Source organism: Comamonas sp. 26, from assembly GCF_002754475.1.
Classification (GTDB): Bacteria; Pseudomonadota; Gammaproteobacteria; order Burkholderiales; family Burkholderiaceae_C; genus Comamonas.
Window position 1 is genome coordinate 2073842 of record NZ_PEFL01000001.1, and the last position, 26365, is coordinate 2100206.

Consider the following 26365-nt stretch of genomic DNA (forward strand, 5'->3'; position numbering starts at 1 on the left):
AGAACCCGCTTCAGCCTCAGGCTCTGAGGCGGACCCAGCAGCGGTTCACGCCCAGCGCCAGCAACCAGCCCAGCACGCACATACTGCCCGTCACCAGCCAGGTGAACTGCCAGCCGCCCATCCACACGGCCACGGCGGCCACCAGTGGCGGGCCGGCAAACTGGCCTACGCAAGACCATTGCTGCATAAAGCCCACGGTGGTCGAAACCGTTGACGGGCTGGGAGCTAGGTGCATGGCCGTGGTGAACAAGGTGGCCGGAATCAGGCCGCCCGTAGCCGAGAACAGAAACACCGCCACAAAACGCAGCCACAGCGGCGCAAGCGGCTCGCCACCAACCTGCACATAGGCCAGCAACGCGCACAGACCCATCAGTACAAAACCGGTTTGCAGGCAGCGCGCAGGACTCCAGCCACGCTTTTGCAACTTGCCAGAAGCCACATTGCCCAGCAAATTGGCCGCCGCCACCGCCGCAGTGAGCACGCCTGCCAGCTTGGCGCTGAGCCCAGCTTGCCCATAAAGCGTGGGCAAAAAGCCGATGACACCCATCCACTGACCCGAATACAGCATGAAGCCCAGCGACACCAGCCAGGGCCCGGGGCTGCGCAGCGTGAGCGCCAGGCGCGGCCGCCAGCCATCATTGACAGGCGTTGTTGTTGTCGCTACCAAAGCATGAGCAGTATCCGCAGGCACCATGCGCCATACCGCCAAAAAGGCCAGCATGGAGGTGCAGCCCAGCGCAATCCACCAGGTCTGCCAACTGGTCGCCTGCAGCACCCAGGGGCCGAGAAACAGGCCAATGGCACTGCCAATAGGCATGTAAGAGCCCCACCAGCCCATTCGCGCGCCCAGCTCAGACGGTTTGACACTGCGGCGAATCAGGCCCGGCGCGGGCATGGCGATCAGCAAGAAGCCCATGCCTTCAAGCACGCGCAGCGCCAGCAGCCAGGCAAAGCCCGTGGCCGCTGCGCCCACCATGCTGGAAAAGGCAATCAGTGCCAGCCCCACCAGCATGCTGCGCCTTAGCCCCCATTTATCGGCCCCAAGCCCCACCACCAGCCCAAGCGCCATGCCTGCGACCTGCACGGTAGAGAGCAAAAAGCCCGCCTGCACCAGCGATATACCCAGCTCTTGCTGCAGCACGGGCACGGCCGGCGGCAGCTTGCCCACATGAAGCGAAGCACTGACGCCCGCTGCAACAATGATCCATGAGGGGTTCAGGCTCCGCTTCGCCATTGTCTCGATAGTCTCCACCGTGTTGTCTCTTTTTCTCAGGTAGCTGATATGTCAACTATCTAGCATAGGGCATAGCAGGCACGGCTTTGGAGTATCCATCTTGGTTAGAGCCTGTTTAAGCTCTTAAAGAATATCCAGCGGCTCTTTTTGGAGCAGAGCAGGCGATGCTCTATCAATCAGCGCCAGATCTTGCGCATTGAGTTTGAGCTGCAGCGCCCGGGCGTTATCTCTCACATGCTCGCTTGAGCCGCTTTCGGGGATAGCCACCACATTACCGCTTCGCATGGCCCAGGCCAGGGCCACCACACTGGCGCTGACGCCATGCCGCTCGCCTATGTCCGCCAGCAACGTTTCATCTACCAGCTCGGCATGCCCCAGCGGGCAATAAGCCATGATGGTCACCCCGTGCTGCACGCACCAGGGCAGCAAGTCATATTCAATGCCTCGGCTAAAGACGTTGTAGAGCACCTGGTTGACCACGCAATTGCGCCCGCCGGGCACCTGCCACAGCTCCTGCATATCGTCGGTATCGAAGTTAGAGACGCCCCAGTGCCGAATTTTGCCCAGCGCCTTCAGCTCCTCCAGTGCGCCCACGGTCTCCGCCAGAGGGGTGTTCCCGCGCCAGTGCAGCAGGTACAGGTCGATGCAGTCCACCCCCAACTTATAGGCGCTGGCTTCAAACGCACGCTTAACCCCATTGCGACTGGCATTCATGGGCAGCACCTTGCTGACCAGAAAAGGCTGCGGCTGACTGGCGGGCCAGTCGCGCAGCGCATCGCCAATCAGCTCTTCAGACAGGCCGTCGCCATACATCTCGGCCGTGTCGATCAGCGTCAGCCCCAGTTGCAGGCCGGTCAGCAAGGCCCGCTTTTCTTCATCCCAGCTACGGCGACCCTGGCCCAGATGCCAGCTGCCCATACCCAGATGCGCGTGCGATGCCAAAAAGGATGAAGAGTGGGGAGTCTGGGTAGATGTCTCAGTCACAGCCATGAGATATTCCTTTGAGATAAAGCAGTTTCCCCTGATGCTACAAGCGCCCGGCGCTATCAATCTCGCTGCTTTGGTCAGCTCAGTTTCCGCCTGCCTGGCGCTGCGGCGCGTTTACATCAGTTGCAGCCACTGCTGTTTGCATAACGCTATCAACATCTGATAGAAATAATTTCCTCAATACATTCATAACACGGGAGTTCTTTGCATGATCAAAACCATTGCCGCCGCCCTGCTCGGCGTTTCACTGTCTCTGGGGGCGTGGGCCAAGACCGAATCCGCGCCAGAGCTGCCTGCTGAAATCAAGGCCTTGCACTGGCAGGAAAGCGGCAAAGGCGAAATCGCCGGTAAGGCCAGCGTTCAAATTCCATCGGGCTATGCCTTCCTGGGTCAGGCCGATACCTCCAAGCTGCTGCAAGCCTTTGGCAACCCGCCCACCAGCGATCATTTCTTGATAGCACCCAAATCGCTGGACTGGTTTGCCGTCTTCTCCTATGACGACACCGGCTATGTGAAGGACGACGAGAAAATCGATGCAGACGATTTGCTCAAGTCCATGAAGTCTGGCGACAAGGCCGGCAATGAAGAGCGCAAAAAACTGGGTCTGGCCGCCCTCTATACCGACGGCTGGCAGGTGGCGCCCCACTACGACACGGCAACCAAACGCCTGGAATGGGGCCTGCGTCTGCGCGATGAGTCGGGCGAGAAGAATGTGAACTACACCTCGCGCATTCTTGGTCGTGGTGGCGTGATGACGGCTACTCTTGTGTCTGACACCGAGACCCTGAGCCAGAACACCGCAGAGTTTCAGAAAGTGCTGACCGGCTTCGACTACAACAGCGGCCAAACCTATACCGAGTTCAAAAATGGCGACAAGGTGGCCGCTATCGGCTTAGGTGCGCTGGTGCTGGGCGGTGCAGCAGCCGTTGCCACCAAAAAGGGCCTGTGGGGCATTATTGGCGGCTTTCTGGCAGCGACCTGGAAGTTCCTTATCGCCGGTGCTGTCGCCCTGTTCGCCGGTATTGGCAAGCTGTTTGGCCGCAAAAAATCTGCTGAATAAAAAACCGGCTGCTTAAATGGCTGATTGATCGGCTGATTCAGCGCCCTAGCTCACACCCCCGCGTATCGCTAAGATCGCGGGGTTTGTTTTTAGAAAGCCACTGCGCCTTGTATTTCACGATCACCACGCAGGTGCAGATTGTTCTGATCATCTGCCTGTTTTATCTGTACGACGCCGCCCTGCTGCTCAAGCCCGAAGAAGGCCTGCTGCGCAAAAGCCGCCGTGGCTGGCTGGCACAGCTGGCAAGCCAGGGCTTTGAGTTGCGCCAAAACTGGCTGCTGTGGCCGTCTATTTTTGCCATTCATCAGCCTGTGTACCGCCTGCGCTGGAATGCCACGCAGATCACGCTGCCAGGCGATGTAATGCCCGCAACTGCGCTGGCCACACACGCCCGCAGTTTCAGAGCTTTCGCCCTGCCGCTCTACCTGCTGGGCGCTTTGCTGTTCATGGCTCTGCCTGCCTCGCTGCTGGTGCTGCATTCAGAACTGGCCCAGCTCATCACACTGGCGTTGATCTATCTGTGCACGGCCTGCATCAGCGTTCTGGCTTGGCATCACCACAAAAGTGACAGGCCCACCGCACGCTCCATCGCGGTGCAAATTTTGCTGTGCCCGCCTTTTGCGCTGAATGTGGTGCGCAAGCTGTCTCTGGCCTATGTGCCTCAGCCTGATCTGCTGCAAACCGCCCATGCGCTGATGGACACGCCCCAGTGGTCTGCCTTTGCCCAGCAAGTACAAAGCGTCATGCAGAGCGAGATGCATGAGCTGGACGATCTGCCCGAGTACAAGCAGCACCTTGAGCAAATGCAGCAAGCCCTGCGCGCATTAAAGTCCAGTACAGAGGCCAGCGTTCCTGTCGCTCACGCAATGACCCAACCGGACTGAGGAAGAGCAAAAAGACCTGTGCATGGCCCACAATCCATGGTTTCGACGACAACTCACGCGAGCACACCATGGCCTTTGCCGACAACCTCAAGCAACTCCCCTCTATCGCTCATATTGCCGAGCTGCAACTGATCGATGCAGCTGGCAATCTGTCCGCCAGCATTCCCAATGCGCCGGGCAAAACCGGTTCTGTCACCGTCTATAACGCGCTATTTGCCAAGCACGGCAGCATCAATGTCGCGGCGGCTGAAGAAGGTCTGCAGCTGTTTGCCGAGCATACCGAAGACGCCAAGGCCCGCCCCGGTGCGCACCCCAATATCGACCGCCTGCTAGACGTGATTGCCAGCGGCAAGGGTTACACCGTCAAGGTCGTGGCCGCCTGATCGCCTGGCTTCTCGACAGAAGCCTCTTCCGGGCCAGCCCATTGCACGCAGTTGCGCCCGGATTTCTTACCCCGATACAGAGCGGCATCGGCCAGCGCCAGCTGATGATCAAATGACTGCACGCCCATAAACGGCGCTGAAACGCCCAGGGTGGCGGTACAGCGAATGGGGCCATGCATGCTGACGCCCGGGATTTCGATCTGCGCAATCGCAGCACGTATGCGCTCGGCCAGTCTCATGGCTTCTGCCGTCTCCAGCCCCAGGCAGACAATCAAGAACTCCTCACCGCCCAGCCTGCATTTCAGATCGCTCTTGCGGGTGCTTTTCTGAATCGCCTCGGCCACATGACACAGCACCATGTCGCCAAACTTGTGGCCATAGCTGTCGTTGATGCGCTTGAAATGGTCAATGTCCACGATCAAGATATGGGCCGGTGCAGCATTTCTGGAGGCAAAGTGCTGCTCCAGCCCATTGAGCAGACCACGGCGATTGAGCAGCTGTGTCAGCGGATCATGCGCGGCCATGGCGCTGAGTTCATCCGTCAGACGGCGTAGAACCAGCCAGACGGCGGCTGGCGGAATGACAGTCCCCAGAAAAGACATATAGAGGTAAAACAGCGTCTGAAAGCGGCTGTTCATGTTCAACGCCTCCAGGCCGCCCTGCAAGATGAATGCGAACTTCACGGCGTTCAGCACGCCAATACCCGCAATCAACAGGGCCAGCACGACCGTCTCTACCGGCGTGTCTTTGGCAAAGCTGCGTATGCCGCTGATCAACGCACTGGCCATGCCCAGAAACAGCAAGGCACAAGATGCAGCCAGCAGGGCCTGGCGCGCTTCCTGGCCCAGCGTCCATTGCACCAGCGCCTGAGCACTGGTATAGATCACCGCCACCGCCAGCAGTGACCGCAGCACCGGCACCGGGCGATTGAAAAAATGCAGTGCCCCCAGCAGGTAGGTGACGGGCGCGCACAGCGTCAGCGTGTGATTAAGCGCACTGATCAGGCTCCACCCCGGCTGGCCGCCCAGCAACTGCATGATGTAGGCGCAGCCCAGCAGAAGATTGCCAAGCGCAAAGACTTCCATGCCCATTTTTTTGCCATGCAGCCGACGGCTGATCAGCATGAACATGACGCAAAAACACAGCAGATGCACGCAGAGCATGCCAAGAATGACGGTAGCAACCATGAATTCGTTCATCTCGAATAATGGCAGGCACTGCTTGTGAGATGCGATGAGACAAACAAGACCTGAAGTAGAAAAGCAATTCAGGCCTTCTTACCCCGCAATCGTAAAGATTTGCAACTTCGCACGTCAAGCACATTTCGCCCGGTTTATCGATTCATCCGCGATTCACGCTTGACCTCCATCCATCATCCCCGACTCACCCCCGTCCGCTGAACCTGAGCGAGGCTTGCCGCACCACCTCAGGCAGTTGCTGCACTTTGGCATAACGCTCGCGCAGCCAGCAGGCATCGTTGCCCTGCGGCCCCAGCACCTGCTTCAAATCTTGTAGCGCATTGCGACCATTGGCCGGGGCGTAGCTGCTGATTTTCTGCAGCGTCAGCGCGATATGCTCACGCAGTGAATGCTGCTCGCTGCTCACCGGGTCCACATAGGTCCCGTCCAGCCCAAAGCGGCAAGCCTGAAAACGGTTATAGGTGTAGACCAGATAGTCATCTTCGCTGGGCTCAAACGGCTGCTCGCTCAGAAACCAGGCCCCCAGCGCCTGGACATAGGCCGCCAGCTGGGCCGCGCGGTCAATCGACAGCGGCGTATCGAACACACGCACCTCCACCGTCCCAAACTCGGGCTTGGGCCTGATATCCCAGTAAAAGTCCTTCATGCTGTGAATGACGCCCGTGGCCGCCATTTTGTCAAAGTAGCGCTCAAAGTCTTCCCAGTGCAGCGCAAACGGTGCGCGGCCCGAAAGCGGGAACGCGAAAACGGAGTTGAGCCGGGCTGAATCAAACGCCGTGTCCTGCCCCTGGACAAACGGGCTGGAGGCAGACAGCGCAATGAAATGCGGAATGTAGCGCGACAGGCGGTGCAGCATCATCAGCGCATCGTCCGCGCTGGGGCAGCCCACATGCACATGCTGACCGAAGATGGTGAATTGCTTGGTCAGGTAACCATACAGCGCCGTCATCTCCTTGAAGCGCGGCTTGTCATAAATACGCTGCTGGTGCCATTGCTGAAACGGGTGGGTGCCGCCACCGGCCAGTGTGATGTTGAGGCGATCTGCGGCCTTGACCAGTGCATCGCGCGTCACGCTGAGCTGCTCATAGGCATCCTGCGCATCCTGGCAGATGCCGGTGGATATTTCGATCATGCTGGCCGTCACCTCGGGCACGATGGAGCCGGGAACCTTGGCATTTTTCAGCAGCGCCAGCATGTCGGGCGCATAAGGCGCCATGTCGTAGTGATGGGTGCTGAGCAGTTGCAGCTCAAGCTCTACGCCCAGCGACAGGGCTTGCGACAGGGCGAACTCGCCCAGCTTCTCCTTAGGGCTCTGAGATTGTGTTTCAGCTGTCATGGCGCTTCTCCCCTCTTTGCAATGCGGCGCGACCTACACCCCGGTGAGCATCGCCGCTGCGCCACAGGGCGCTGGCAGCCAGCAGCACGCCCAGCACCTCGCACAGGGCAATCATGGGCAGAGCAATCGCCGCCAGTTGCTGGGCCACGCCCAGATTGAACACCGACCATTGCTGCACCAGCGCAGACACCATGAGCAAGGCCACGCCCGACAGCGCGATCTGCCCACACGCCACAGGCCACTGCCTGCGCCAGCCAATGGCCGTGCCGTTGCCCAGTAGCAAAATTGCAGAAAATTTGGCCACAAGCCTTGCCAGTACGGCGCTTGCCACGACTGAAATCAGAGCAAGCGACAGCCCGACCTGCGCCGCCATGCTGGCCACCAGCACAAACATCAGCAAATTGAGCATGGCGTTGCCGGCCTGAAAGGCCTGAGGCCAGACCAGCGGCCGGGGGCTGAGATTGCGCAGCAGCAGCCCTGCCACCATAAAGGCCAGCGCGGCAGAACCGCCCCATTGCTGGGCCAGCAGACACACTGCGACCATGGCAGCCAGCAGGTACAAGGCCGTGGTGTCGCTGCGCGAAGACTGCCAGCGCAGCACGGGCCAGAAAGCGGCTGTCAGCAACGCAGCCCAGAGCAAGGTGAACAGAACACTGAGCAGCAAACGCCCCAGACCGGCGCTTGAAAACTGCAGCCCGCCACCGGCAGCGGCGGCCACAGGCAGAAACACCACGGTCAACACCAGCGCGCCCAGCAGCGCCAGCAAGGTGCTGATCGTGGCCAGCAGCAGGCTTCTGTCGGTAACCGCACCACTGGCACGCAGATCATCGGCAATGCGCAGCAACACAGCAGGTGACGCAGCCATGGACACTACGCCCACCGCCAGAGCCACAGACCAATCCCAGCCCAGCACCCGCAGCACCCCGCCAACCAGCGCCAGCGTCAGCAGCGACTCACCCAGACTTTGCAAGATCAGCCACGGCTGGCGCAGCAGCCAGGGCAAGGACAACTGTGAGGCAGCCAGCAGCAGGCTCACGCCCACCGCGACCTCCAGCAGCAGCAAAGTACTGCCTTGCAGCGGCCATAGCAAATCACCAAACCCCAGCCAGCCGCCTACCAGCCCGACCAGCGTGTAACCCAGCATGCGCGGGTAACCAGTAAAGCGATGAACCAGATGACCGAGCAAAGCTGCGGCGATAACCAAGACACACCAGTTCAGAATCGTTTGCGATGCGGACAACATCGGCGCCCTCCTGTCTCAATGTCGGACACAAAGCCAAGCCTTGAATCCGACTTGCTGCAGGCAGCGTTGCGTGAAGGACAGCGAAACCGCTGTCAGAAATGGCTGAAAAGCCGGGTGCAACAACTGCGGGAGATGGCTGCCAACCTGCGTGACGCAGACACAGCCACCGCGCACGCCTTGCTCAGCCGCACTGGCAAGGCACTGAAGTCATGATACGTGCATGTTGCGAAGCAACAAAACACGCTGTCAGCAAAGCAGACGGGCGAAAACCAGAGCCCCTGCACAAGTGGACGCGCGGCGCGATCCCTTGTCTTTGTCTTTGCATTGGCTCAGGTTTGCAGCATGCGCTGGGTACGACCACGGGCCCCCGCCACCAGCTCGCTGATCAGCACTGCTTCAGGCAGGTTTTTCCAGTATTTTCGCGGCATCTCGCGCTGCATGGCCTGCTCCTTGAGGCGTGCCGGGTTGAAGGTGGAGCGGTAATAGGTCAGCCACAGTTGCTCGCCCGCGTCCGGCTCTGGAGCCTGGTCCGCTGTGCTGCCAGGGGCAAGCAGCAACTGTTCCAAGTCCCAGTAAACACTGCATTGCGGCGTGAGAATTGCCCAGCGCATATTGGGAAAGCGCCGGCGAAAAAAGCCCGAAGCCGCGCGCAGCACATGGTGCTCGGGCTCGAACCATGCGATTTGCATGGCCTGCCCGTCGGCCTCCGTCCCGGGAACAGGTCTGAAGCGCACAAACGCATGCATTTTGTGAATCTCGCGGCCCGCCGCTTTGGCCAGACGTTCGATCTCACGCCAGTCACTGTCCAGAGCATCCAGGCGGAGCCTGTGGTCTGACTGCAAACGATGCAGCCAGCGATAGCACAGCGCAAAGCGGCCGGCCAGATTGTGGCAGCAGGCCAGCCTCAAGGTGGACAGCTGGCTCTTACCCAGACGCAACGGCTGGGTCGGTGGCAGCGGCAACTGGTCCAGCGCATCGGGTGTCAGCGCCCTGCCCACCACACTGCCCGCTTCATCGGCGGCAAACAAATCCTGCGTTGGCATCTGTTGCGCCAGCGGCTGGCAAAAGCGCCAGCGCACGGCATGCGGCTCGGCGTTCAAGGCCAGCAGCACTCGGGCAGCCTGACGAAAGCCGTCAAAGTCATCCGGCTGGGCCAGCTCGATCACCAGAAAATCACGGGATACAGCGCTGGATGATTCAGGGTTTGTGTCCATCTCAGCCACTCAACACAATCAGTCAAACAAAGAAAGCTGAGATGTTTTTGCGCTCAAGCCCATATCTGGCAAGCGCATACCGCTATGCTTTTGTTGAACCACGCCATGACTCATGCGCTGCAGCAATTGCTGGCGCAGCAGCGGGCTTTCCAGATCAGCGCGGCGCGGGTGGTAGTCCGCCAGCTCCACAAAGGCCAGCACCTTGGCCGTGGCAATGCGCAGCTGCTGCAGATCGGCCAGCCGCAAGCTGCGCCCCCGCCGCGCCATCAACAAGCGCTGCACGCTGCGCACGCCCAGACCGGGCACGCGCAGCAGCCACTCCTTGGGCGCACGGTTGAGGTTCATGGGAAAGTGCTGCCTATGCGCCAGCGCCCAGGCCAGTTTGGGATCCAGCTCCAGGTCCAGCATGCCGCCGCTGCCGGGCAGCACGATTTCTTGATGGGCGAAGCCATAAAAGCGCATCAGCCAGTCCGCCTGATACAGCCGGTGCTCACGCAGCAGTGGTGGTGCCTGCAACGGCAAATCAGCCGAGGCATCGGGAATGGGACTGAAGGCCGAGTAATACACGCGCCGCAGCCCGTGGCCGCCGTACAGGCCGCTGCTGGTGAGCAAAATGGCGGCATCGCTGGCATCGTCCGCCCCCACAATCATCTGCGTGCTCTGCCCGCCCGGGGCATAGCGCGGCGGCCTGGCGCGGCGCACGCGCTGGCTACCGGGCAGCGAGATGATGCTGCTCGCCGCCTGAGAACGGCCTTCTTGCTTGGCAAGCTGGATATGCCGGGCCACATCGCCCATGGCCGACTGAATCTGCTTGGCGTTTTTTTCAGGGGCCAGCTGCTGCAGACCCTCTGGGGTGGGCAGTTCAATATTGATGCTGAGCCGGTCGGCATAGCGGCCCGCCAGCGCCAGCAGCTCGGGCGCTGCATCGGGAATGGTCTTGAGATGGATATAGCCACGAAAGTCGTGGTCTTCACGCAGGCTGCGCGCCACCTCCACCAGTTGCTCCATGGTGTAGTCGCTGGATTGAATGATGCCGCTCGATAGAAACAGCCCCTCAATGCAGTTGCGGCGGTAGAAGTCCAGCGTCAGCGCCACCACCTCAGCGGCCGTAAAGCGCGCCCTCTGAACGTTGGAGCTTTTACGGTTGATGCAGTAGCGGCAGTCGTAAATGCAGAAATTGGTCAGCAAGATCTTGAGCAGCGAGATGCAGCGACCATCTGGCGCGTAGCTGTGACAAATGCCCATACCTTCGGACGAGCCCATGCCCTTGCCACCCAGCGAATTGCGTCCCTTGACGCCGCTGGAGGCACAGCTGGCGTCGTATTTGGCGGCATCAGCCAGGATGCTGAGTTTGGCAATGGTTTCCATGATGGAGATCGAAATCGTTGGACGATTATCGAAATACTGTTTATTTATACAGCACTCTACCGAAACGACTAATGATTGCAATTCCAGGGGTTTTAGACTCCACCCGAAATTCAGCATCAAACAAGCCGCTAGCGCTTATTCTGAAAGCGCTAGCAGCTATCAATTTTCAAACCTTGCAAACTTTTTGCGGGCACAAAAAAGCCGGGTCAGAGCCCGGCTTTTCATGGATGCCAATGCTGGCTTATGAAAGCTTATGCAGGCAGCTTGCCATCGCGCAGCAGCGCGCCCACCAGTTCTACCCAGTAACGCATGCCCAGCGGCAAGTTGGCGTCATTGAAGTCGTACTTGGGGTTGTGCAGCGATGCGCTGTCTTCACCATTGCCCAGCCAGATATAGACACCGGGGCATTCTTGCGCCATGAAGGCGAAGTCTTCCGACGCCATGCTGGGCACCATGTCGCGGCGCACTTGGCCTTCGCCCAGCACCGTCGTCAGCACATCGGCACAAACTTCGGCATGCGTGGCATTGTTGATGGTGGCTGGGTAGCTGACGCGGTAGTCCAGTTGGGCCTCCAGCCCGTGCAGGGCGCAGGTGGCGGCAATGGCGTCGCGAAAGCGCTGCTCAATGCGCGCGCGCTGGGGCATGTCAAAACAGCGCACCGTGCCGCGCAGCTTGATGGCCTCGGGCATGACGTTGTAGGTGTCGCCGGCGTTAAAGCTGGTGACGCTCAGCACGGCGGGCTTGTGCACTTCTTGCTCACGGGCGATGAGTGCAGGCAGGTGCGTGACCAGCTGGCAGGCGGCCAGCAGTGCGTCTTTGCCCAGGTGCGGCATGGCAGCGTGACAGCCTTTGCCGATCAAGGTCAGGTCAAAAATGTCAAACGCAGCCATCACCGGACCGGGGTGGACCGCTGCCGTGCCCACGGGCAAGCCGGGCCAGTTGTGCATGCTGTACACCGCATCCATGGGGAAGCGCTTGAACAGGCCATCTTCAATCATGGCGCGCGCGCCGCCTTCGTTTTCTTCCGCAGGCTGAAAGATGAAGTGCACGGTGCCCGCAAAGTCGGGGTGCGATGCCAGCGCTTGCGCGGCGCCCAGCAGCATGCTGGTGTGACCGTCATGACCGCAGGCGTGCATGCGCCCGGTATGGGTGGAGGCGTGTTGGCACTGGTTCAGCTCCGTCACGTTGAGCGCATCCATATCGGCACGCAGGCCGATGGATGGGCCAGCGCCACGCAGCCCCTTGAGCACGGCCACCACGCCGGTACCAGCCAGGCCGGTGTGCACTTCCAGCCCAAAGCTGGTCAGCAGCTCGATCACACGGGCGCTGGTACGGTGTTCCTGAAACGCGGTTTCGGGGTGGCGATGAAAGTCATGGCGCCAGGCTTGCATGGCTTGCTGGCCGGGCCATTGAATAGTGTTCAGCATAGGGCGTTGCTTCGTTTACAGCGTGTGCACAAAGGTCTGAGCGATCATGGTGGCCGCCAGGAACACGCCGGCATTGGCCAGCAGCGAGACGACGACAATGCGCCAGCCCAGGCGGCGGAAGGCAGGAATGTCTTTGGCCAGCGACAGACCCGCAAAGGTCAGCATGGGCGTAATCATGGCCAGGAAGCTGACCTTGGCCGTCATGGCCGCAATTTCAGCCGCAAAAGGGGTGTGCGGGAAGGTCATGGCCATGGCGATGAAGGAAATCCAGCACACGGCAGGCAGCTTGCGGCGCGTGCCCACGTAGATCAGATCGCCCACCAGCACGGCAGCAATGATGATCAGCACGCCGGGCAGTGCATCCATTACCGGAATGCCATAGCCAATGCGGTTGCCAATCAGCACCATCACACCCACCCAGACCCAGCTCAGCAGGCGCATGCCCAGGCTCAGCGCCGGTACATCCACTTTTTCTTCGTCTGCAGCGCCAGCGGCCAGGGTCTTTTCCACCGCAGCAGCCTTGCGCTTGCGGCCCAGAATAGGCTCCAGCCATTGGTAAGCACGCACGGCCAGCGGCAGCGAGATGAACAGCGTCAAATAGGTACCGACGGTTGTGGCGATCAGGTTGGCCGCAGCGGCAAAGGTGGCGATCTGGTCGCCCATTTCGGGGTGCTGGGCGGCAATAGCGCCCACAGCGGCGGCGGTCATGCTGCCCGAACCCACGCCAGCCCCCATGCCCAGAGCGATGGGGTGGAAGATGTTCAGACTGGAGACAAAGCCCGCCAGCAGCGAGATAAAGATCGCGCCGATCAGCGTGCCGGTAATGTATTCGGCCAGTACGCCGCGGCCTTCGGGCGAGTCCATGCCAAAGCGCTCGCCGATGATGGCAAGGCCGGGTTCACGCCCGATGGAGAAAGTGGCGCCAATCGCCTCCCGCTTGATGCCCAGCATCAGTGCCACGGGCATGCCCAGTGCGACGCAGCCAATCAGGTTGCCCAGCTCTTGCAGCACCAGACCCCAGCCCACTTGCGCCAGCTGCGGCAGCGAGCCGCCCACCAGCAAGCCCAGCTTGGCAATAAACAAAAACAGCGCGCAAGACAGCACGGCGGCAGCCAGATTCTGGCTATACAGCCCCAGCTGCAGCGGCCCGGGCAGACGTTTGCGCAGCAGGCCCAGTACCAGACCGATCAGCAGCGCCCAGATCATGGGCAGCAACACCACCTTGCCCACGCCCAGAGCGATGGGCAGCGGCCCCAGCCATTCGGACAATGCCGCAATCCCCAGCGCCAGCGCAAACACTTGCGCCACACTGCTCATCTTCAACGCTGCCTTGGCTGGCTGCACCTCTGTACGCATCAAACTTCCTTGCGCACGACGGCGGCTGCCGACGCACTGAAATAGCTATGAACCCTGAAAAATGGGCACAGCCAGCCCAAGCTGGCACTCACCCATGCGGGCGTCGAATATAACAATGCATATATTGCATAGACTTCACATTTCTGTTCTAAAAAAGTGAACATACGTAGGTTTACAGACTTTATCTAGCGACGACAATCAGCCATGCCTGCTTTCCAAGACTCCCGCGCCCGCTATCTTTTTGAAGCCGTTTACTGCGGCTCGGTGCGCGCTGCGGCCGAAAAGCTGGGCATCGTGCCCTCGGCCGTCAGCCGCCAGATCAGCCTGCTGGAAGAAGAGCTGGGCCTGGCCCTGCTGGAGCGCCACCGCCACGGCGTGGTGCCAACCGAAGCCGGTCAGCTGATTCTGGACTACCACCGCGAGCACACCGCTCACCAGCATGACATGCTGGCCAAGGTCGATGCCATGCGCGGCCTGCACAGCGGCAGCGTCAGCGTGGTCAGCGGCGAAGGCTTTGCGCAAGAGCTGATTGACGGGCCGATTCGCCAGTTTCGCCAGCAGTACCCCGGCGTCAGCATCTCGCTGGAGATTTACGGCACGACCGAAATCATGCGCCGTATCCGCGAAGACGCGGCCGAAATCGGCTTGGTCTACTACCCGCCCGCCGACAGCCACATCACCGCCCGCGGCACCGCTCGCCAGCCAATGCACGCCATCGTGCACGCCCAGCACCCTCTGGCCAGCGCGACGCACACCTCGCTGCAAGAGCTGAACCAGTGGCCCATCGCCATGCTGCAAGGGGTGTACGGCATTCGCCAGCTGATTGAGTATGCCGAACACGCCGACAAAATTCACCTCAGCCCCGCGCTCACCAGCAATTTGATCAGCGTGCTGCTGGCCTTTGTCAGCAGCGGCCAGGGCGTGACCCTGCTGCCGCCCTGCTCCGTCACGGCCGCTCTGGCCAGCGGCCGCCTGCGCGCCATACCTATTCACAACCCCGCGTTTCAGGATGCGGAGATGCAGCTCATCACCCGCACCGGCAGACATCTCTCGCCCGCCGCCAACCGCTTTTTGCTGTACTGCATGCAGGGCATTCAGGCGTTTCAGACCGACCAGCCGATCGGGTAGCCAATGCCGACTCATAGCGCTACGGCCTTTTTTACAGTCCCTCGTTCAATGGAGACCCACCGCAGTGCCTGAGCACAACCGCCGCGTTTGAGGCAGATCAGCACAGGCCAGTCTTCAGAGCCCTATCATCGGCAACCCCTTGAATGCTCTGCGAAGCCTGCTATGTTTTTTGGAATCAGTCATCTTGTTGTCCCCACCGCCGATCTGGAGCGCGCCGCCCAGCTGTGGCGCGATGTGATCGACTTTGCCGAAGTACACCGGGGCGATGGCTATGTGGACATCGATACTGGCAGCGCCACGCTGCGGCTGGCGCAGGTGAGCCGGGTCGAATCCAGCCTGTCGCTACGCCTGCAGGTCAGCCAGGTGCAGACCACTTATGACACTTTGCTGGCCGCAGGCTGCAGCACCCGCTACGCGCCCATGAAAACGCCTGAGCTGGAAGAAATGGCCTGCGTCAGCGATGGCGACCAACACTCCATTGTGCTGTGGCGGCCGCTGAGCGAAGACGAATGGGGCTTTGTGCCCGAGCTGCCCAAGCAAGGCGAATGGCTGCCCGAGGCCGAAGCCCTGCTCAAACGCCTGCTGGCCCATGTGCCGGCCCTTTTTCGCATGCTGGCGCGGCGCAAGACCACGCGGGTGATTGAGCAATTGGCGGCAGAGGCCAAAAGCCCCGTGACCTGCGACTGCGTGATCAAGGGCTATATCACCGCATCGGCCAAGATCACGCGCTTTCGGCTCGTCGAGCCGCTGTGCGCCGAAGGCATCAACCCCGATGATTACCGGGCTGAGTTTGACTACGAATAAGCGTCAGAAAATCTATTAAAACCCGCTGAAGCGCTTATCCATATTGCGCTAGAAGCTATCAAAAACATAGAAAACAGAGCACAGGCACCCAGGGCGCAGCACCCACAATCCGCACCGCGGCCTGCCACTACTTCGCAAGAGCTAAGCTCTGCCTTCTTCCTTGCTTTTTCCTTTTTTCTTCTTGATTGAAAGCGATTCCTTGAGCACTACCTCTTTGCCCACTTGCCCCCAATGCGGCCTGGACAACACCTACCCTGACGGCGATCTGCTGATCTGCCCCGACTGCAGCCATGAATGGTCAGCAGGCGCTGCGGCTGACGACGAAGACAGCGGCCCGCGTATCATCAAAGACGCCAACGGCACGCCTTTGGCGGATGGCGACAGCGTGCTGCTGGTCAAGGACCTGAAGGTCAAGGGCTCGTCCACCGTGATCAAGAAAGGCACCAAGATCAAAGGCATTCGCCTCGTCTATGACAACGGCGACCACGATGTGGACTGCAAGACGGATCAGGGGCCGTTCATTCTCAAGTCCGAATTCCTGAAAAAGGCTTGATCGTTAAATAGCACCCAGTCCTTACGAATCAGGCGCTGGGTGCTATCAAAACAGTGATTCAGCGGATGCCAGTTCCTGCTGAATCACTCAAAACGGGTGTGAGTGCCCGAGCAGGCTCGCGCACAATTCGCCAATTCCAAAAAATTGGGACTAAGCCCCTGCAATGGGGGCAGGCAAGCGTTGTACTCGCCGCTGCGCCTGATCAGTGGAAACCCGGATCGCCAGCATCCGATTCACGCCCGTATTCCAGTGACGAAATACCGGCGCTCCCCCTCGACAGCACGTCGATTCCGGCCCCCAAAAACCACCCGTTTTCAGCCCTGCCAAGCGCACCCAAGGTTTACCCTTGTTGTCGCAATATGACAATCGCCTTGCATAAAGCGTTAAGTCTGCTGCAACGCCTGAACCTACATTGGGCCAGAACCTTGTCGCTCTGCCTTGCGGGCCGCTGGGGTTCGGAGACAAATGGCGAAGGTACGCAATGAATCAAAAACGAGAAGACAAACGCGCGCAAGTCCACGCAGACAGCCGCGATACAGGTAAGGCGATTGACTCTGAACCGGCGCATCAAGACGCCAGCACGGCGCGATCTGCACACAGGCTCAAGCCCTGTTTATCCCGCCAACCCTAGAACAAACCCGCTCGACCTGCGCAGTCAGAGCCGGTTTCCAGCCCTGGCCCAGTGCGCAAGCTGTGCAGGAGCTCCCCAAGAGATGCTCCGCACACACCCGATCTCGCCGTCATACACCCACTTCAAGAAGACCAAGATGAATCCAAGCGCAACCACTGTTCAGGGCACCCCACCCCGAACCCAGGCGGCCAGCCCCGACATCGCTGCAGACAATGCGCTGTACTCCAAGGTCAGCTGGCGTCTGCTGCCCCTGCTGCTGCTGTGCTACATGGTCGCCTACCTCGACCGCATCAACATTGGCTACGCGCAAATCCAGATGAAGCAGACGCTGGACTTTGGCGACGCGGCCTACGGCTTTGGCGCGGGCCTGTTCTTCATTGGCTACTTTCTGTTTGAAGTGCCCAGCAACCTGCTGCTGGAGAAAATCGGCACCCGCAAGACTCTGATGCGCATCATGGTCATCTGGGGCATTATCGCCACGGCCATGGCCTGGGTCTCCACCCCCATGCAGTTCTACGTGGCCCGTTTTCTGCTGGGCGCGTTCGAGGCCGGCTTCTTCCCCGGCGTCATTCTGTACTTCACCTACTGGTATCCCTCGGCCCGCCGTGGCCGGGTGATCTCCATCTTCCTATCCGCCGTCATGGGCATGGCCGTGGTCGCCGGCCCCCTGTGCGGTGCCATCCTTAAGTACATGAATGGCATCGATGGCCTGCACGGCTGGCAGTGGCTGTTCCTCATCCAGGGCCCACCCGCCTGCATCCTGGGCGTCATCCTCTATTTCTACCTGCAAGACCGACCTGCAGACGCTAAGTGGCTGACCGCTGAGGAAAAAGCCCGCCTGCAACACAATCTGGCCAACGACAGCAAAGCTGGCGGCAAGGCCAGCGCGCACGGTCACCATGGACACCAAAGCGGCCACGGCGCTCCCCTGAGCCAGCTGCTGCGCGACCCCAAGGTCTACGCCCTGTCTCTGGCCTACTTCATGATGCACGGCGCCACTTACCTGTTTGTCTTCTGGATGCCCACCGTCATTCAGGGTCTGGGTGTGCAGGACGTGCTGCATGTCGGCATCTACTCGGCAATTCCGTTCATCGCGGGCCTGTTCGGCATGATTGCCTTCGGCGCCAGCTCGGACAAATTCCGCGAACGCCGCTGGCATTTCTTCATCGCCACCGGCCTGGCCATTGTCGGCCTCGTCATCACGCTGCAAATGCACGGCCACCTGGAAGGCTCGCTGATCTCCCTGGCCTTCACGCTGATCGGCCTGGCCGCCCTGCCCCCGCTCTTCTTTGCCCTGGTCAGCGACTACCTTTCGCCTGCCGTGGCCGCAGGCGGCATCGCACTCATCAGCAGCCTGGGCAACCTTGGCTCCGCAGCCAGCCCCATGCTGGCCGGTGTGATGACCCAGTACACAGGCAACAAGCAATACAGCATCTACCTGGTGCTGGTCATGCTGATCCTCTCCGTCATGGTGCTGATGCTGACCACCATGCGCAAAGCCAAAGCCCAATAAGAGCCAAGAGCCGCTAAGCCTGAAAAGACTCAGCGCGCTTCAAAGCGCCTGAGCCCAAAGTCAAAGCCCTCAAAAAGACCCACGACAGGTGCAGCCAATGCACTTGGCGTGGGTCTTTTTTATGTGGATTTTCTGTCTGAAATTCACCGCTGAAAGACGCTGCAACAGGCACAGCTAGCGCAACAATGCTTTGACCTAAAACGGGCTAAAGCACTCGTCCAATCAGCGCATTCAGCTATCAAAATCATAAGGTTCCGTGTCACACGGATTGCGCAACTTTGCCGCGCGCGCCCTTTGCGCCCATGTGTCGGGATATGTGACCTGGACCACAGGCGTGGTTCTGCTCCAGCAGCCCACTTGCAGGGCCACCACGCAAACCTGTCAACCGCCGCACCCCACGCGAGCAAGCATCTAACAAGGAAAGACAATGACCTGCGATCACCTCAAAGTGCTGGAACTGGCGAAAGCCGGCCACTGGGAAGAATCCCATGCCATGGTGCAAAAACACGGAGACGAGCTGTCTTGCCAGATCCACGGCTACCTGCACCGGGTCGAAGGCGATCTGAGCAACGCCCGCTACTGGTATAGCCGCGGCAACAGCAAACTACCAAGCAATACGCTGGAGCAGGAATTGGAACGCCTGTACGCGCGTATATCCGAAGCCTGAGTTCTGAAGTCTGAGCGCGCTGCCGGGCGCATGGCCAGCCTCGCCCTGCGACAAACTGCTGGCGCGCTGCTCAAGCAACGCTAATCAAGCTCACAGCTCTTCCCATGCATATGGCTGACGGCGGGTGCAGCACTCAACAGCCGCCGCATTCCGGCGTGGTGTGAGTCATTTGCTAAGCGCTTGCAGCTATCAAAATGATTCTTTGAGCTGCGCCTCGGCCTGCGAATTCGCCTCATAACGCACCCAGCCTGCCACCACCGGCTTGCCCGCAGCAGCGCCGCTCTTGCGGTCGCTGGGGTGCGAGCGCCCCTCGCTCACCGCTACCTCAGCAAAGTCAAACGGGCTCATGCCTTCAATACACGCCACATTCACGCCGTACTGATGCGGCGACGAGCGCCGCTGGTGAAAGGTATAGATGCCGCAGTGCTTGCAAAAGAAATGCTTGGCCTGCCCGGTGTTGAACTGATAGAGCGTCAGCGCATCCTGCCCCTGCTGCACCTCAATCCCGCTCAGCTCTGCCGACACGGCCACGGCACCGCGCATGCGGCAAAACGAACAATTGCAACGCCGCGCGGTGTTGAGGCCATCGCTGAGCAGCACGGTAAAGCGCACTGCGCCGCAATGGCAGGCGGCGTTGAGCGGTTTGGAAAAGTCGGGGGTTGGGCTGGGCATGGCTGTCTCCATCTATGGATGGTTTTTAAGGCTAGCGCTGAAATCAGCGGTATCCAATATCAATAAAATCAGGCACAAGCGCTTATGCAGAAAGCACTAACAGCTATGAAATCTGAAATTTCCCGATCAGGAAATTTTTGATTTGAAGCGGCTAATTCCAGCACATATTTCCCGTTCGGGAAATTTAATAGGTATCGCTGCGCTCCCGTTTCAAAGACGAAATCACCCGTGCGAGCACACACAGGCACGCTCAGGCCATGCGCCGCAGCGTCAAGGCGCAGCGCTGTTCGATCAGTTGCACAAGTCTGCCGCCCGGCTAGCAGCGTCTTCAGGTACCGCATCCGGCAAGCCGCCCAACTGCAACTCGCCCCCCAGCGCATCAATCACCCGCAGCACATGCTCCAGCCGCACCGTGGGCTTGCCAGCCTCCAGATCCACAATAAAACGTGTTCCCACCCCTGCGGCCAAAGCCAGCTGCGGCTGGGTCAGCCCCAGTTGTTTGCGGGCGGTGCGCAAGGCGGTGCCCAGCTGGTTGGTGGTTTGAATGGTTGGCATGGTGTGGCTACTTTAGAAAGTTCCCGTTCGGGAAATTATGAAGCCAAATCTCTTGAGAAATAAGTCATATTTCCTGATCGGTAAATTAAGCAAACGGTTCGTCCTCTGTCGCTCGCGACAAAGCGATACTGATTTGATAGCTGCTTGTTATTATTGTGATTGGGGTTGAGGAAGTTTTGGCTTGTTATTTTGTTTTAGCCTCATGCCTGATTGACGGACAGGTGCCGGGTTTCGCCCCGGCGGGCAACCTACTTTCTCTGGCCAGAAAGTAGGCAAAGAGCCAGACCCTACTGCCGCGTCCCCTCCGCTGCGCTCCGGGGCAAACCTGTGCCGCCAACCTCTTGTTGCTGTGCGGCAAAACTCACTGCATGCCTTTGGCACTCCGTTCAAACAGGTTGCCGCAGAAGTGATAACGATGCGGCTGCACTCTGCGGTGCAGCCGCCCGCAACAAGAGGCCGCCGTCGCAGGCGCGGGCAAAAGGGCAAGGGAGCCGGAATAGCTTCTTTATCAAAATAGATAGCTGCCACCGCAATTGGAATAAGCGCTAGAAGTCATTTCGTTACAAATCAGGCAGGCCGTCCGCTCCCGGTTCCTACCCCTTGTGTCTGCGCCTGCGGCACGTGGATCAGACTGCGGGCAGCGCTGCCGTAGGACAGCGTTGCTTCGTGAACTGACTTGCCGCCGTTTGTTTGAGCGTAGCGGCAAAGCCGCTCAACGAGTTGGGCGGCACCGCAGACTGAATCGTGTGACGCAGGTTTGCCCGTAGCGCAGCGAAGGGACGCAGACAGCAGGGTCGCCTTTTCTTTGGGTACTTCTCTTTTGGCAAAGCAAAAGAAAGTACCTCGCCTGCCGGGGCGAGACCCAGCCTCTGTCGCTGGCGACGATATGAAGTTAATTTTGGTAGCTACCAGCGTAGTATGCATAAGCTCTAGAGCCTGATTTAGCCTCATGCCTGATTAACGGACAGGAGCCGGGTTTCGCCCCGGCTGGCGCCCTACTTTCTGTGACCAGAAAGTAGGCAAAGAGCCTAACCCTGCTACCCGCGTCCCTCCGGCTTCGCCTGCGGGCAAACCTGCGCCGCCAACCTCTTGCTGCGGTGCGGCAAAACTCACTGCGTGCCTATGGCACTCCGCTCAAACAGGTTGCCGCAAAAGTGATGTCTATGCGTCTGCACTCTGCGGTGCAGTCGCCCGCAACAAGAGGCCGCCTTCGCAGGCATTGACAAACGAGGTAATAGCTTGCCCGGGATAACTCAGAACAGAAGCCTTTGCTCACTTCGAGTTTATAAGTAAAAATCTTAGTTCCACTCATATTTAAAAACTATGCATCTCAAATCATTTAGATTAAAGAATTTCAAAAAATTTAAAGACATAAATATCAATTTGAATAAAAAAATTATTATTTTAGTTGGTCCAAACAGCGTTGGAAAAACTTCGATAATAAAAGCAATTTTAGCTTTAAAACAAACCTTCTCTCTTGAAAATGATGGAGAACATTTCTTATCAAGGGGTAGTTTGGTCGAATTAGGTTCGTATCATGACTTTGCTTTCAACCACAAGACAGATAATAATGTTGAATTTTCTGGAGAAATAGATTTTGACGAAAATGATTCTATTGAGGGTGTTGATGTAGTAATCGATCGATTGAGCTTTACTATTGAATACTGCTTCAACGAAGAAACCGATCAGTCCATCCTAAATAATATTTCATTTGCGATTTTTTCTAAAGGGAAAAAATCAACAGTCAACATTTACAGAAAAAATTTACAGAAGCAAGACATACTAAATGTATCATACTTTATCGACTTAAACAATATTGATGAAATATCAGAAAATTCTTTGGTAATTAAGGCATTAGAGACGTTTAGAACAAAAAATATTAGCAATAAAAAAACCTCTTACAAAATAACGAAAAATTTTAAATTTGAATCTACCAGCCATCAAACAAGCCCAGATTCATTAATATATTCAAAAATACTTTCCATTCTACTTGACGGGTTATTTTCATCCATTGGAACAGCATTAAATAAAAATTTCAGCTACATAGGCCCAATAAGAAATAAACCAGAAAGATTTAGTATAAAACGCGCTAACTCCAACTATGTTGGAGCAGCTGGAGAACACACACCCAGCGTTCTAACAAACTTAAATTCTCAGCATAGATTCAGATCAATTTTTCAAAAAATAAATTCAGATTTCAAAAAATTATTCGGGAAAAGTCTAATAATTAATACAAGCAATGAAATTACGAGAATTCGTATTGCAACCGAATCCAGCGAACATACTGATTCAATCAATGACGTTGGATTTGGAATTTCACAAATATTACCAATAATAACGCAAGCAAACCTTCTTGAGCAAAACCAGGTTTTAATACTTGAGCAGCCAGAGCTACACTTACACCCAGAAACACAGACAAAACTATCAGAGATACTAATTAATGATTTAAGCATTAATAGAAAATTCATTATTGAAACTCACAGCGAACACCTTATCAGAGGACTACAGCTTGCTGTTCATTCTGGAAAAATAAAAAATGATGATATTTCAATAATTTATATTAAAAAGAACTCTGAAGAAAATTCAATCTACTCCTTACTCAAGTTAAATGAAAATGGCGATCTTGCAGACAAATGGCCCGCAGGATTTTTCGATCAAGCATATCAATTTACGCTAAAAATGCTGGGAGGTTCTCGTGAGAATTCTTTACCACGTTGATGCAATTAAAAAAATATTCAACAGAGAAATTACTCTAAGCGATTATAAGAATGCGTTATTTCACTCGACAGCTATCGCTATCAACGATGAGGTCCTAGAGGACTACAACCGAGAGCTAGGAGAAAATCCAATGTTTCAAGATTGGTTTAGCTCAATATATCTCAACAACTGCATCCTAAATGCCGACGGAGAAAATGGCGCAGAACATTTATCACAATACGTTCCAAATTGGAATCATTATGGGAGAGCAAGTTATTTTTGCGATCAGCAAATTTCATCGATAAATCAATGTGGAAAACATATTATCAATCATGTTGACAATATTTATGTTGAAAATTTCCTCAAAAAACCAATGATTCAGTCAAATCCATACAAAACTATTGTCATGGAGAGTAATGGAAAAATTGAATTTTCAATTTTAGAAAAATACATAAAAGTAGAAAAAGAAATTTATATATATGATCAATACATAAATAAACAATCAAAAAAATTAATCGACTACATCGTTAATAACGCACCTAAAAATTGTTTCATTAAGGTTTTTCTTTTTGAAGAAAACAACAACTGCCACTCCGCAATTGATCTACATCATATTTATAATTCAGACCATATAAAGTTTTATAAAGTAGATGCAGCCACTGCTGCATCGATACATGATAGATTTATTAATTTTGGCAGAAGAATACAAGTTTGCTTTAGTGTTGGATTAGATCAATTTAATTCCAAACTAATTAATAAAATCGAACATTTCTCAAACAGAGATTCCACCATTACTTTCTACGATATCAACCGCAGCGACTCGCACTATGAAATATCTTGCGACAATGGGTTTGAAATAAAATTAAAAAAAAGAAAAATCTATTAAAACCTTAAAAAATATCCAAAAACAAAAAACAAGAAATCCTAGATTATTTCTTTATCATAAGCCAGCTTTTATATTTCATTGCGCATAGCCAGTACGCCTTTCAATAACCAACAGCACTTACCACACAAAGCGAGACTTCAATATTGATAGTCTTCTTTGTTTTCACCCATTTAGGACGCATTGATGCAGCCAAACCGTATACATGTCACAGCCTCGGAAAGTCCTAATTCCTTAAAAATTTACAACCGCTAGTCATCTAGTGCGTAGACATCAAGCGAAAGCAACTATCGAAATAAAAAAGGCAGCTCGAAGGCTGCCTTTTTTATAACAAGTCCTAAACGCGCCAGCAGACCTTCGTGCAAGAGGCGCAGCTCGTCCAGAATCAGGACCCTGACTTCTACGCAATGACATCGCGCTCAAGTTGCTGGACGACGGTGCAATAGTGGCGCAGCAATTTCAAATAATCGCGCAACCATGCATTGAGAGGGTGGCGCATAACGCCAGTCACAGCCCCCCTGCCGCCCATATGCATCAAAATGCTTTCAAACCCATAAGCAGAAAGCGCAAACAGCTATCAAAATAAAAAAGGCAGCCATAAGGCTGCCTTTTTTATTGAACAAACTCAAAGGCTTGATCGCTGCGCTTACTTGCGCACAGGTGGCACGTCCGTGCAGGAACCATGGGCCACTTCCGCTGCCATGCCGATGGACTCGCCAAGGGTTGGGTGGGGGTGGATGGTCTTGCCGATGTCCACGGTGTCAGCGCCCATTTCGATAGCCAGAGCCACTTCGCCGATCATGTCGCCGGCATGTGTGCCGACCATGCCGCCACCCAGGATACGGCCGTGGCCGTGGGCTTCGGGGGAATCGTCAAACAGCAGCTTGGTCACGCCTTCGTCGCGGCCATTGGCGATGGCGCGGCCGGAGGCGGCCCAGGGGAACAGGCCCTTCTTGACCTTGATGCCTTGCGCCTTGGCCTGGTCTTCGGTCAGACCGACCCATGCCACTTCGGGGTCGGTGTAAGCCACGGATGGGATCACGCGGGCGTTGAAGGCGGCAGCGGCCAGTTCCTTGTTGCCTTGCAGTTCACCAGCGATGACTTCAGCGGCCACATGCGCTTCGTGCACGGCCTTGTGCGCCAGCATGGGCTGACCCACGATGTCGCCGATGGCGAAGATGTTGGGCACATTGGTGCGCATCTGGATGTCGACTTCGATGAAGCCACGGTCGGTCACAGCCACGCCAGCCTTTTCCGCGCTGATCTTCTTGCCGTTGGGCGTGCGGCCCACAGCTTGCAGAACCAGATCGTAGGTCTGGGGTTCTGGCACGGTGACGCCGTCCTTGGCAGGAGCGAACGAGACCTTGATGCCTTCGGGCGTGGCTTCGGCACCCACGGTCTTGGTGTTGACCATGATGTTGTCGAAACGCGGCGCGTTCATCTTTTGCCAGATCTTGACCAGATCGCGGTCAGCGCCTTGCATCAGGCCGTCCATCATTTCCACCACATCCAGGCGTGCGCCCAGCGTGCTGTAAACGGTGCCCATTTCCAGGCCGATAATGCCGCCACCCAAGATCAGCATGCGCTTTGGCACTTCCTTCAGGCCCAGGGCGCCGGTGGAATCGACCACGCGGGGGTCCTTGGGCATGAAGGGCAGATGCACGGCTTGCGAGCCCGCAGCAATGATGGCGTTCTTGAACTGAACGATCTTCTTGCTGCCGGTCTTTTCCTGGCCGTCACCTGTGGTCTCTTCAACCTCGATGTGGTTGGCCGAGACAAAGTTGCCGTAGCCGCGCACGATGGTGACCTTGCGCATCTTGGCCATCTGGCCCAGACCGCCGGTCAGCTTGCCGATGACCTTTTCCTTGTGGCCGCGCAGCTGGTCGATGTTCACTTCGGGAGCGGCAAACTTCACGCCGGCCACTTCCAGGTGCTTGACTTCGTCCATCACTGCTGCCACGTGCAGCAACGCCTTGGATGGGATGCAACCCACGTTCAGGCACACGCCGCCCAGCGTCTTGTAACGCTCGACCAGCACGACCTTCAGACCCAGATCGGCTGCGCGGAAGGCTGCCGAATAGCCGCCAGGGCCACCGCCGATGACCACCACGTCGCAGTCCATGTCTACGGTGCCGCTGAAGTTGCCGGCCACGGGAGCAGGAGCTGCAGCCACGGGAGCGGCAGCCGGTGCGGCCACGGGAGCAGGAGCTGCTGCAGCGGGTGCAGGAGCGGCAGCGCCGGCAGATGCTTCCAGCGAGATGATGACGGAGCCTTCGGCAACCTTGTCACCGACCTTGACCAGAATGGACTTGACCACGCCAGCGTGGCTGGAGGGAATCTCCATGGAGGCTTTGTCGGACTCCACGGTCAACAGCGATTGGTCCACAGCCACGGTGTCACCGGGCTGAACCAGCAGTTCGATCACGCCAACTTCGGCGAAGTCGCCAATGTTAGGTACCTTGATATCGATGAGGCTCATATGCGCTCCTATCTTGGTTTTTGTCTCTGTGCTGCCTGACGCTACAGGCAGCTCAAACGGGTTGTCTCGGGGTCTGTCTCGGTCTGAAGACG

At 57.1% G+C, this 26365-nt stretch carries 22 protein-coding genes; 10 read left to right on the forward strand and 12 right to left on the reverse strand.

Features of this window, described 5'->3' with window-relative positions; translation table 11 throughout:
* Window positions 1–16 precede the first annotated feature (16 nt).
* Both CLU84_RS09590 and CLU84_RS09595 read right to left on the reverse strand, forming a co-directional pair.
* A complete protein-coding gene (locus CLU84_RS09590) occupies window positions 17–1234 on the reverse strand; it encodes a CynX/NimT family MFS transporter (protein ID WP_369826825.1) in 1218 nt (405 codons plus the stop codon).
* Between the two features lie 123 nt (window positions 1235–1357).
* Window positions 1358–2152 (reverse strand): aldo/keto reductase, encoded by a 795-nt coding sequence (locus CLU84_RS09595; RefSeq protein ID WP_369826855.1) that lies wholly within the window; start codon window positions 2150–2152, stop codon window positions 1358–1360.
* Window positions 2153–2429: 277 nt separating this feature from the next.
* Here CLU84_RS09595 and CLU84_RS09600 point away from each other — a divergent pair, with 277 nt between their 5' ends.
* From CLU84_RS09600 to CLU84_RS09610, 3 genes are all read left to right on the forward strand, one after another.
* The gene (locus CLU84_RS09600) at window positions 2430–3281 is read left to right on the forward strand and encodes a DUF2167 domain-containing protein (RefSeq protein ID WP_099736972.1); all 852 of its coding nucleotides are present in this window, start codon (window positions 2430–2432) and stop codon (window positions 3279–3281) included.
* A 107-nt stretch (window positions 3282–3388) separates the two neighbouring features.
* Window positions 3389–4165, forward strand: coding sequence for a hypothetical protein (locus CLU84_RS09605; RefSeq protein ID WP_099736973.1), 777 nt, complete (start codon window positions 3389–3391; stop codon window positions 4163–4165).
* Between the two features lie 68 nt (window positions 4166–4233).
* A complete protein-coding gene (locus CLU84_RS09610) occupies window positions 4234–4548 on the forward strand; it encodes a DUF2322 family protein (protein ID WP_099736974.1) in 315 nt (104 codons plus the stop codon).
* Here the strand turns inward: CLU84_RS09610 and CLU84_RS09615 are convergent.
* The 7 genes from CLU84_RS09615 to CLU84_RS09650 all read right to left on the reverse strand — a co-directional run bounded on the left by CLU84_RS09615 (window position 4521) and on the right by CLU84_RS09650 (window position 13691).
* Window positions 4521–5735, reverse strand: coding sequence for a GGDEF domain-containing protein (locus CLU84_RS09615; RefSeq protein WP_099737963.1), 1215 nt, complete (start codon window positions 5733–5735; stop codon window positions 4521–4523). The genes CLU84_RS09610 and CLU84_RS09615 overlap by 28 nt on opposite strands.
* Before the next feature lie 196 nt (window positions 5736–5931).
* Complete coding sequence (locus CLU84_RS09620; protein ID WP_099736975.1) at window positions 5932–7083, reverse strand: YbdK family carboxylate-amine ligase; 1152 nt, start codon at window positions 7081–7083, stop codon at window positions 5932–5934.
* Window positions 7073–8326: a cation:proton antiporter gene (locus CLU84_RS09625; RefSeq protein ID WP_099736976.1), complete on the reverse strand. Its 1254-nt coding sequence runs from the start codon at window positions 8324–8326 to the stop codon at window positions 7073–7075. Before CLU84_RS09625 ends, CLU84_RS09620 begins: the two co-directional genes overlap by 11 nt.
* 329 nt (window positions 8327–8655) lie before the next feature.
* Window positions 8656–9540, reverse strand: coding sequence for a TIGR03915 family putative DNA repair protein (locus CLU84_RS09635; protein ID WP_099736978.1), 885 nt, complete (start codon window positions 9538–9540; stop codon window positions 8656–8658).
* A gap of 18 nt (window positions 9541–9558) precedes the next feature.
* Window positions 9559–10908 (reverse strand): putative DNA modification/repair radical SAM protein, encoded by a 1350-nt coding sequence (locus CLU84_RS09640; protein ID WP_099736979.1) that lies wholly within the window; start codon window positions 10906–10908, stop codon window positions 9559–9561.
* Between the two features lie 251 nt (window positions 10909–11159).
* Entirely contained in the window at window positions 11160–12335 is a 1176-nt protein-coding gene (locus CLU84_RS09645; protein WP_099736980.1) for a M20 aminoacylase family protein, read from the reverse strand.
* A gap of 15 nt (window positions 12336–12350) precedes the next feature.
* The gene (locus CLU84_RS09650) at window positions 12351–13691 is read right to left on the reverse strand and encodes a DUF3100 domain-containing protein (protein WP_099736981.1); all 1341 of its coding nucleotides are present in this window, start codon (window positions 13689–13691) and stop codon (window positions 12351–12353) included.
* Between the two features lie 204 nt (window positions 13692–13895).
* Here CLU84_RS09650 and CLU84_RS09655 point away from each other — a divergent pair, with 204 nt between their 5' ends.
* The 5 genes from CLU84_RS09655 (at window position 13896) to CLU84_RS09675 (ending at window position 18987) form a co-directional block, all read left to right on the forward strand.
* Window positions 13896–14819, forward strand: a complete 924-nt coding sequence (locus CLU84_RS09655; RefSeq protein ID WP_099736982.1) for a LysR family transcriptional regulator — start codon at window positions 13896–13898, stop codon at window positions 14817–14819.
* 162 nt (window positions 14820–14981) lie between these two features.
* Window positions 14982–15623: a VOC family protein gene (locus CLU84_RS09660; protein ID WP_099736983.1), complete on the forward strand. Its 642-nt coding sequence runs from the start codon at window positions 14982–14984 to the stop codon at window positions 15621–15623.
* A 199-nt stretch (window positions 15624–15822) separates the two neighbouring features.
* Window positions 15823–16176 (forward strand): zinc ribbon domain-containing protein YjdM, encoded by a 354-nt coding sequence (locus CLU84_RS09665; protein WP_099737964.1) that lies wholly within the window; start codon window positions 15823–15825, stop codon window positions 16174–16176.
* A 767-nt stretch (window positions 16177–16943) separates the two neighbouring features.
* On the forward strand, window positions 16944–18320 hold the full coding sequence (locus tag CLU84_RS09670; RefSeq protein WP_099736984.1) for an MFS transporter: 1377 nt from the start codon (window positions 16944–16946) through the stop codon (window positions 18318–18320).
* 427 nt (window positions 18321–18747) lie between these two features.
* On the forward strand, window positions 18748–18987 hold the full coding sequence (locus CLU84_RS09675; RefSeq protein WP_099736985.1) for a hypothetical protein: 240 nt from the start codon (window positions 18748–18750) through the stop codon (window positions 18985–18987).
* 189 nt (window positions 18988–19176) lie between these two features.
* On the opposite strand, the gene CLU84_RS09680 is transcribed toward CLU84_RS09675, so the two are convergent.
* Both CLU84_RS09680 and CLU84_RS09685 read right to left on the reverse strand, forming a co-directional pair.
* Entirely contained in the window at window positions 19177–19659 is a 483-nt protein-coding gene (locus CLU84_RS09680; protein WP_099737965.1) for a GFA family protein, read from the reverse strand.
* Between the two features lie 291 nt (window positions 19660–19950).
* A complete protein-coding gene (locus CLU84_RS09685) occupies window positions 19951–20214 on the reverse strand; it encodes a helix-turn-helix transcriptional regulator (protein ID WP_099736986.1) in 264 nt (87 codons plus the stop codon).
* Window positions 20215–21537: 1323 nt separating this feature from the next.
* On the opposite strand from CLU84_RS09685, the gene CLU84_RS09690 reads away from it, so the two are divergent.
* Window positions 21538–22932, forward strand: coding sequence for a DUF3696 domain-containing protein (locus CLU84_RS09690; RefSeq protein ID WP_099736987.1), 1395 nt, complete (start codon window positions 21538–21540; stop codon window positions 22930–22932).
* Window positions 22910–23797, forward strand: a complete 888-nt coding sequence (locus CLU84_RS21875; protein WP_144445436.1) for a hypothetical protein — start codon at window positions 22910–22912, stop codon at window positions 23795–23797. Before CLU84_RS09690 ends, CLU84_RS21875 begins: the two co-directional genes overlap by 23 nt.
* A 643-nt stretch (window positions 23798–24440) precedes the next feature.
* Here CLU84_RS21875 and lpdA read toward each other — a convergent pair.
* The gene (gene lpdA / locus CLU84_RS09700; RefSeq protein ID WP_099736989.1) at window positions 24441–26273 is read right to left on the reverse strand and encodes a dihydrolipoyl dehydrogenase; all 1833 of its coding nucleotides are present in this window, start codon (window positions 26271–26273) and stop codon (window positions 24441–24443) included.
* Between the last annotated feature and the right edge of the window lie 92 nt (window positions 26274–26365).

Coding starts and splice junctions, on each gene's coding strand:
- CLU84_RS09600 (WP_099736972.1), top strand. CDS start 2,430: ATGATCAAAACCATTGCCGCCGCCCTGCTCGGCGTTTCACTGTCTCTG.
- CLU84_RS09690 (WP_099736987.1), top strand. CDS start 21,538: ATGCATCTCAAATCATTTAGATTAAAGAATTTCAAAAAATTTAAAGAC.
- CLU84_RS09640 (WP_099736979.1), bottom strand. CDS start 10,908: ATGGAAACCATTGCCAAACTCAGCATCCTGGCTGATGCCGCCAAATAC.
- CLU84_RS09620 (WP_099736975.1), bottom strand. CDS start 7,083: ATGACAGCTGAAACACAATCTCAGAGCCCTAAGGAGAAGCTGGGCGAG.
- CLU84_RS09645 (WP_099736980.1), bottom strand. CDS start 12,335: ATGCTGAACACTATTCAATGGCCCGGCCAGCAAGCCATGCAAGCCTGG.
- CLU84_RS09655 (WP_099736982.1), top strand. CDS start 13,896: ATGCCTGCTTTCCAAGACTCCCGCGCCCGCTATCTTTTTGAAGCCGTT.
- CLU84_RS09590 (WP_369826825.1), bottom strand. CDS start 1,234: ATGGCGAAGCGGAGCCTGAACCCCTCATGGATCATTGTTGCAGCGGGC.
- CLU84_RS09675 (WP_099736985.1), top strand. CDS start 18,748: ATGACCTGCGATCACCTCAAAGTGCTGGAACTGGCGAAAGCCGGCCAC.
- CLU84_RS09650 (WP_099736981.1), bottom strand. CDS start 13,691: ATGCGTACAGAGGTGCAGCCAGCCAAGGCAGCGTTGAAGATGAGCAGT.
- lpdA (WP_099736989.1), bottom strand. CDS start 26,273: ATGAGCCTCATCGATATCAAGGTACCTAACATTGGCGACTTCGCCGAA.
- CLU84_RS09660 (WP_099736983.1), top strand. CDS start 14,982: ATGTTTTTTGGAATCAGTCATCTTGTTGTCCCCACCGCCGATCTGGAG.
- CLU84_RS09680 (WP_099737965.1), bottom strand. CDS start 19,659: ATGCCCAGCCCAACCCCCGACTTTTCCAAACCGCTCAACGCCGCCTGC.
- CLU84_RS09625 (WP_099736976.1), bottom strand. CDS start 8,326: ATGTTGTCCGCATCGCAAACGATTCTGAACTGGTGTGTCTTGGTTATC.
- CLU84_RS09610 (WP_099736974.1), top strand. CDS start 4,234: ATGGCCTTTGCCGACAACCTCAAGCAACTCCCCTCTATCGCTCATATT.
- CLU84_RS09685 (WP_099736986.1), bottom strand. CDS start 20,214: ATGCCAACCATTCAAACCACCAACCAGCTGGGCACCGCCTTGCGCACC.
- CLU84_RS09595 (WP_369826855.1), bottom strand. CDS start 2,152: ATGGGCAGCTGGCATCTGGGCCAGGGTCGCCGTAGCTGGGATGAAGAA.
- CLU84_RS09615 (WP_099737963.1), bottom strand. CDS start 5,735: ATGGTTGCTACCGTCATTCTTGGCATGCTCTGCGTGCATCTGCTGTGT.
- CLU84_RS09635 (WP_099736978.1), bottom strand. CDS start 9,540: ATGGACACAAACCCTGAATCATCCAGCGCTGTATCCCGTGATTTTCTG.
- CLU84_RS09670 (WP_099736984.1), top strand. CDS start 16,944: ATGAATCCAAGCGCAACCACTGTTCAGGGCACCCCACCCCGAACCCAG.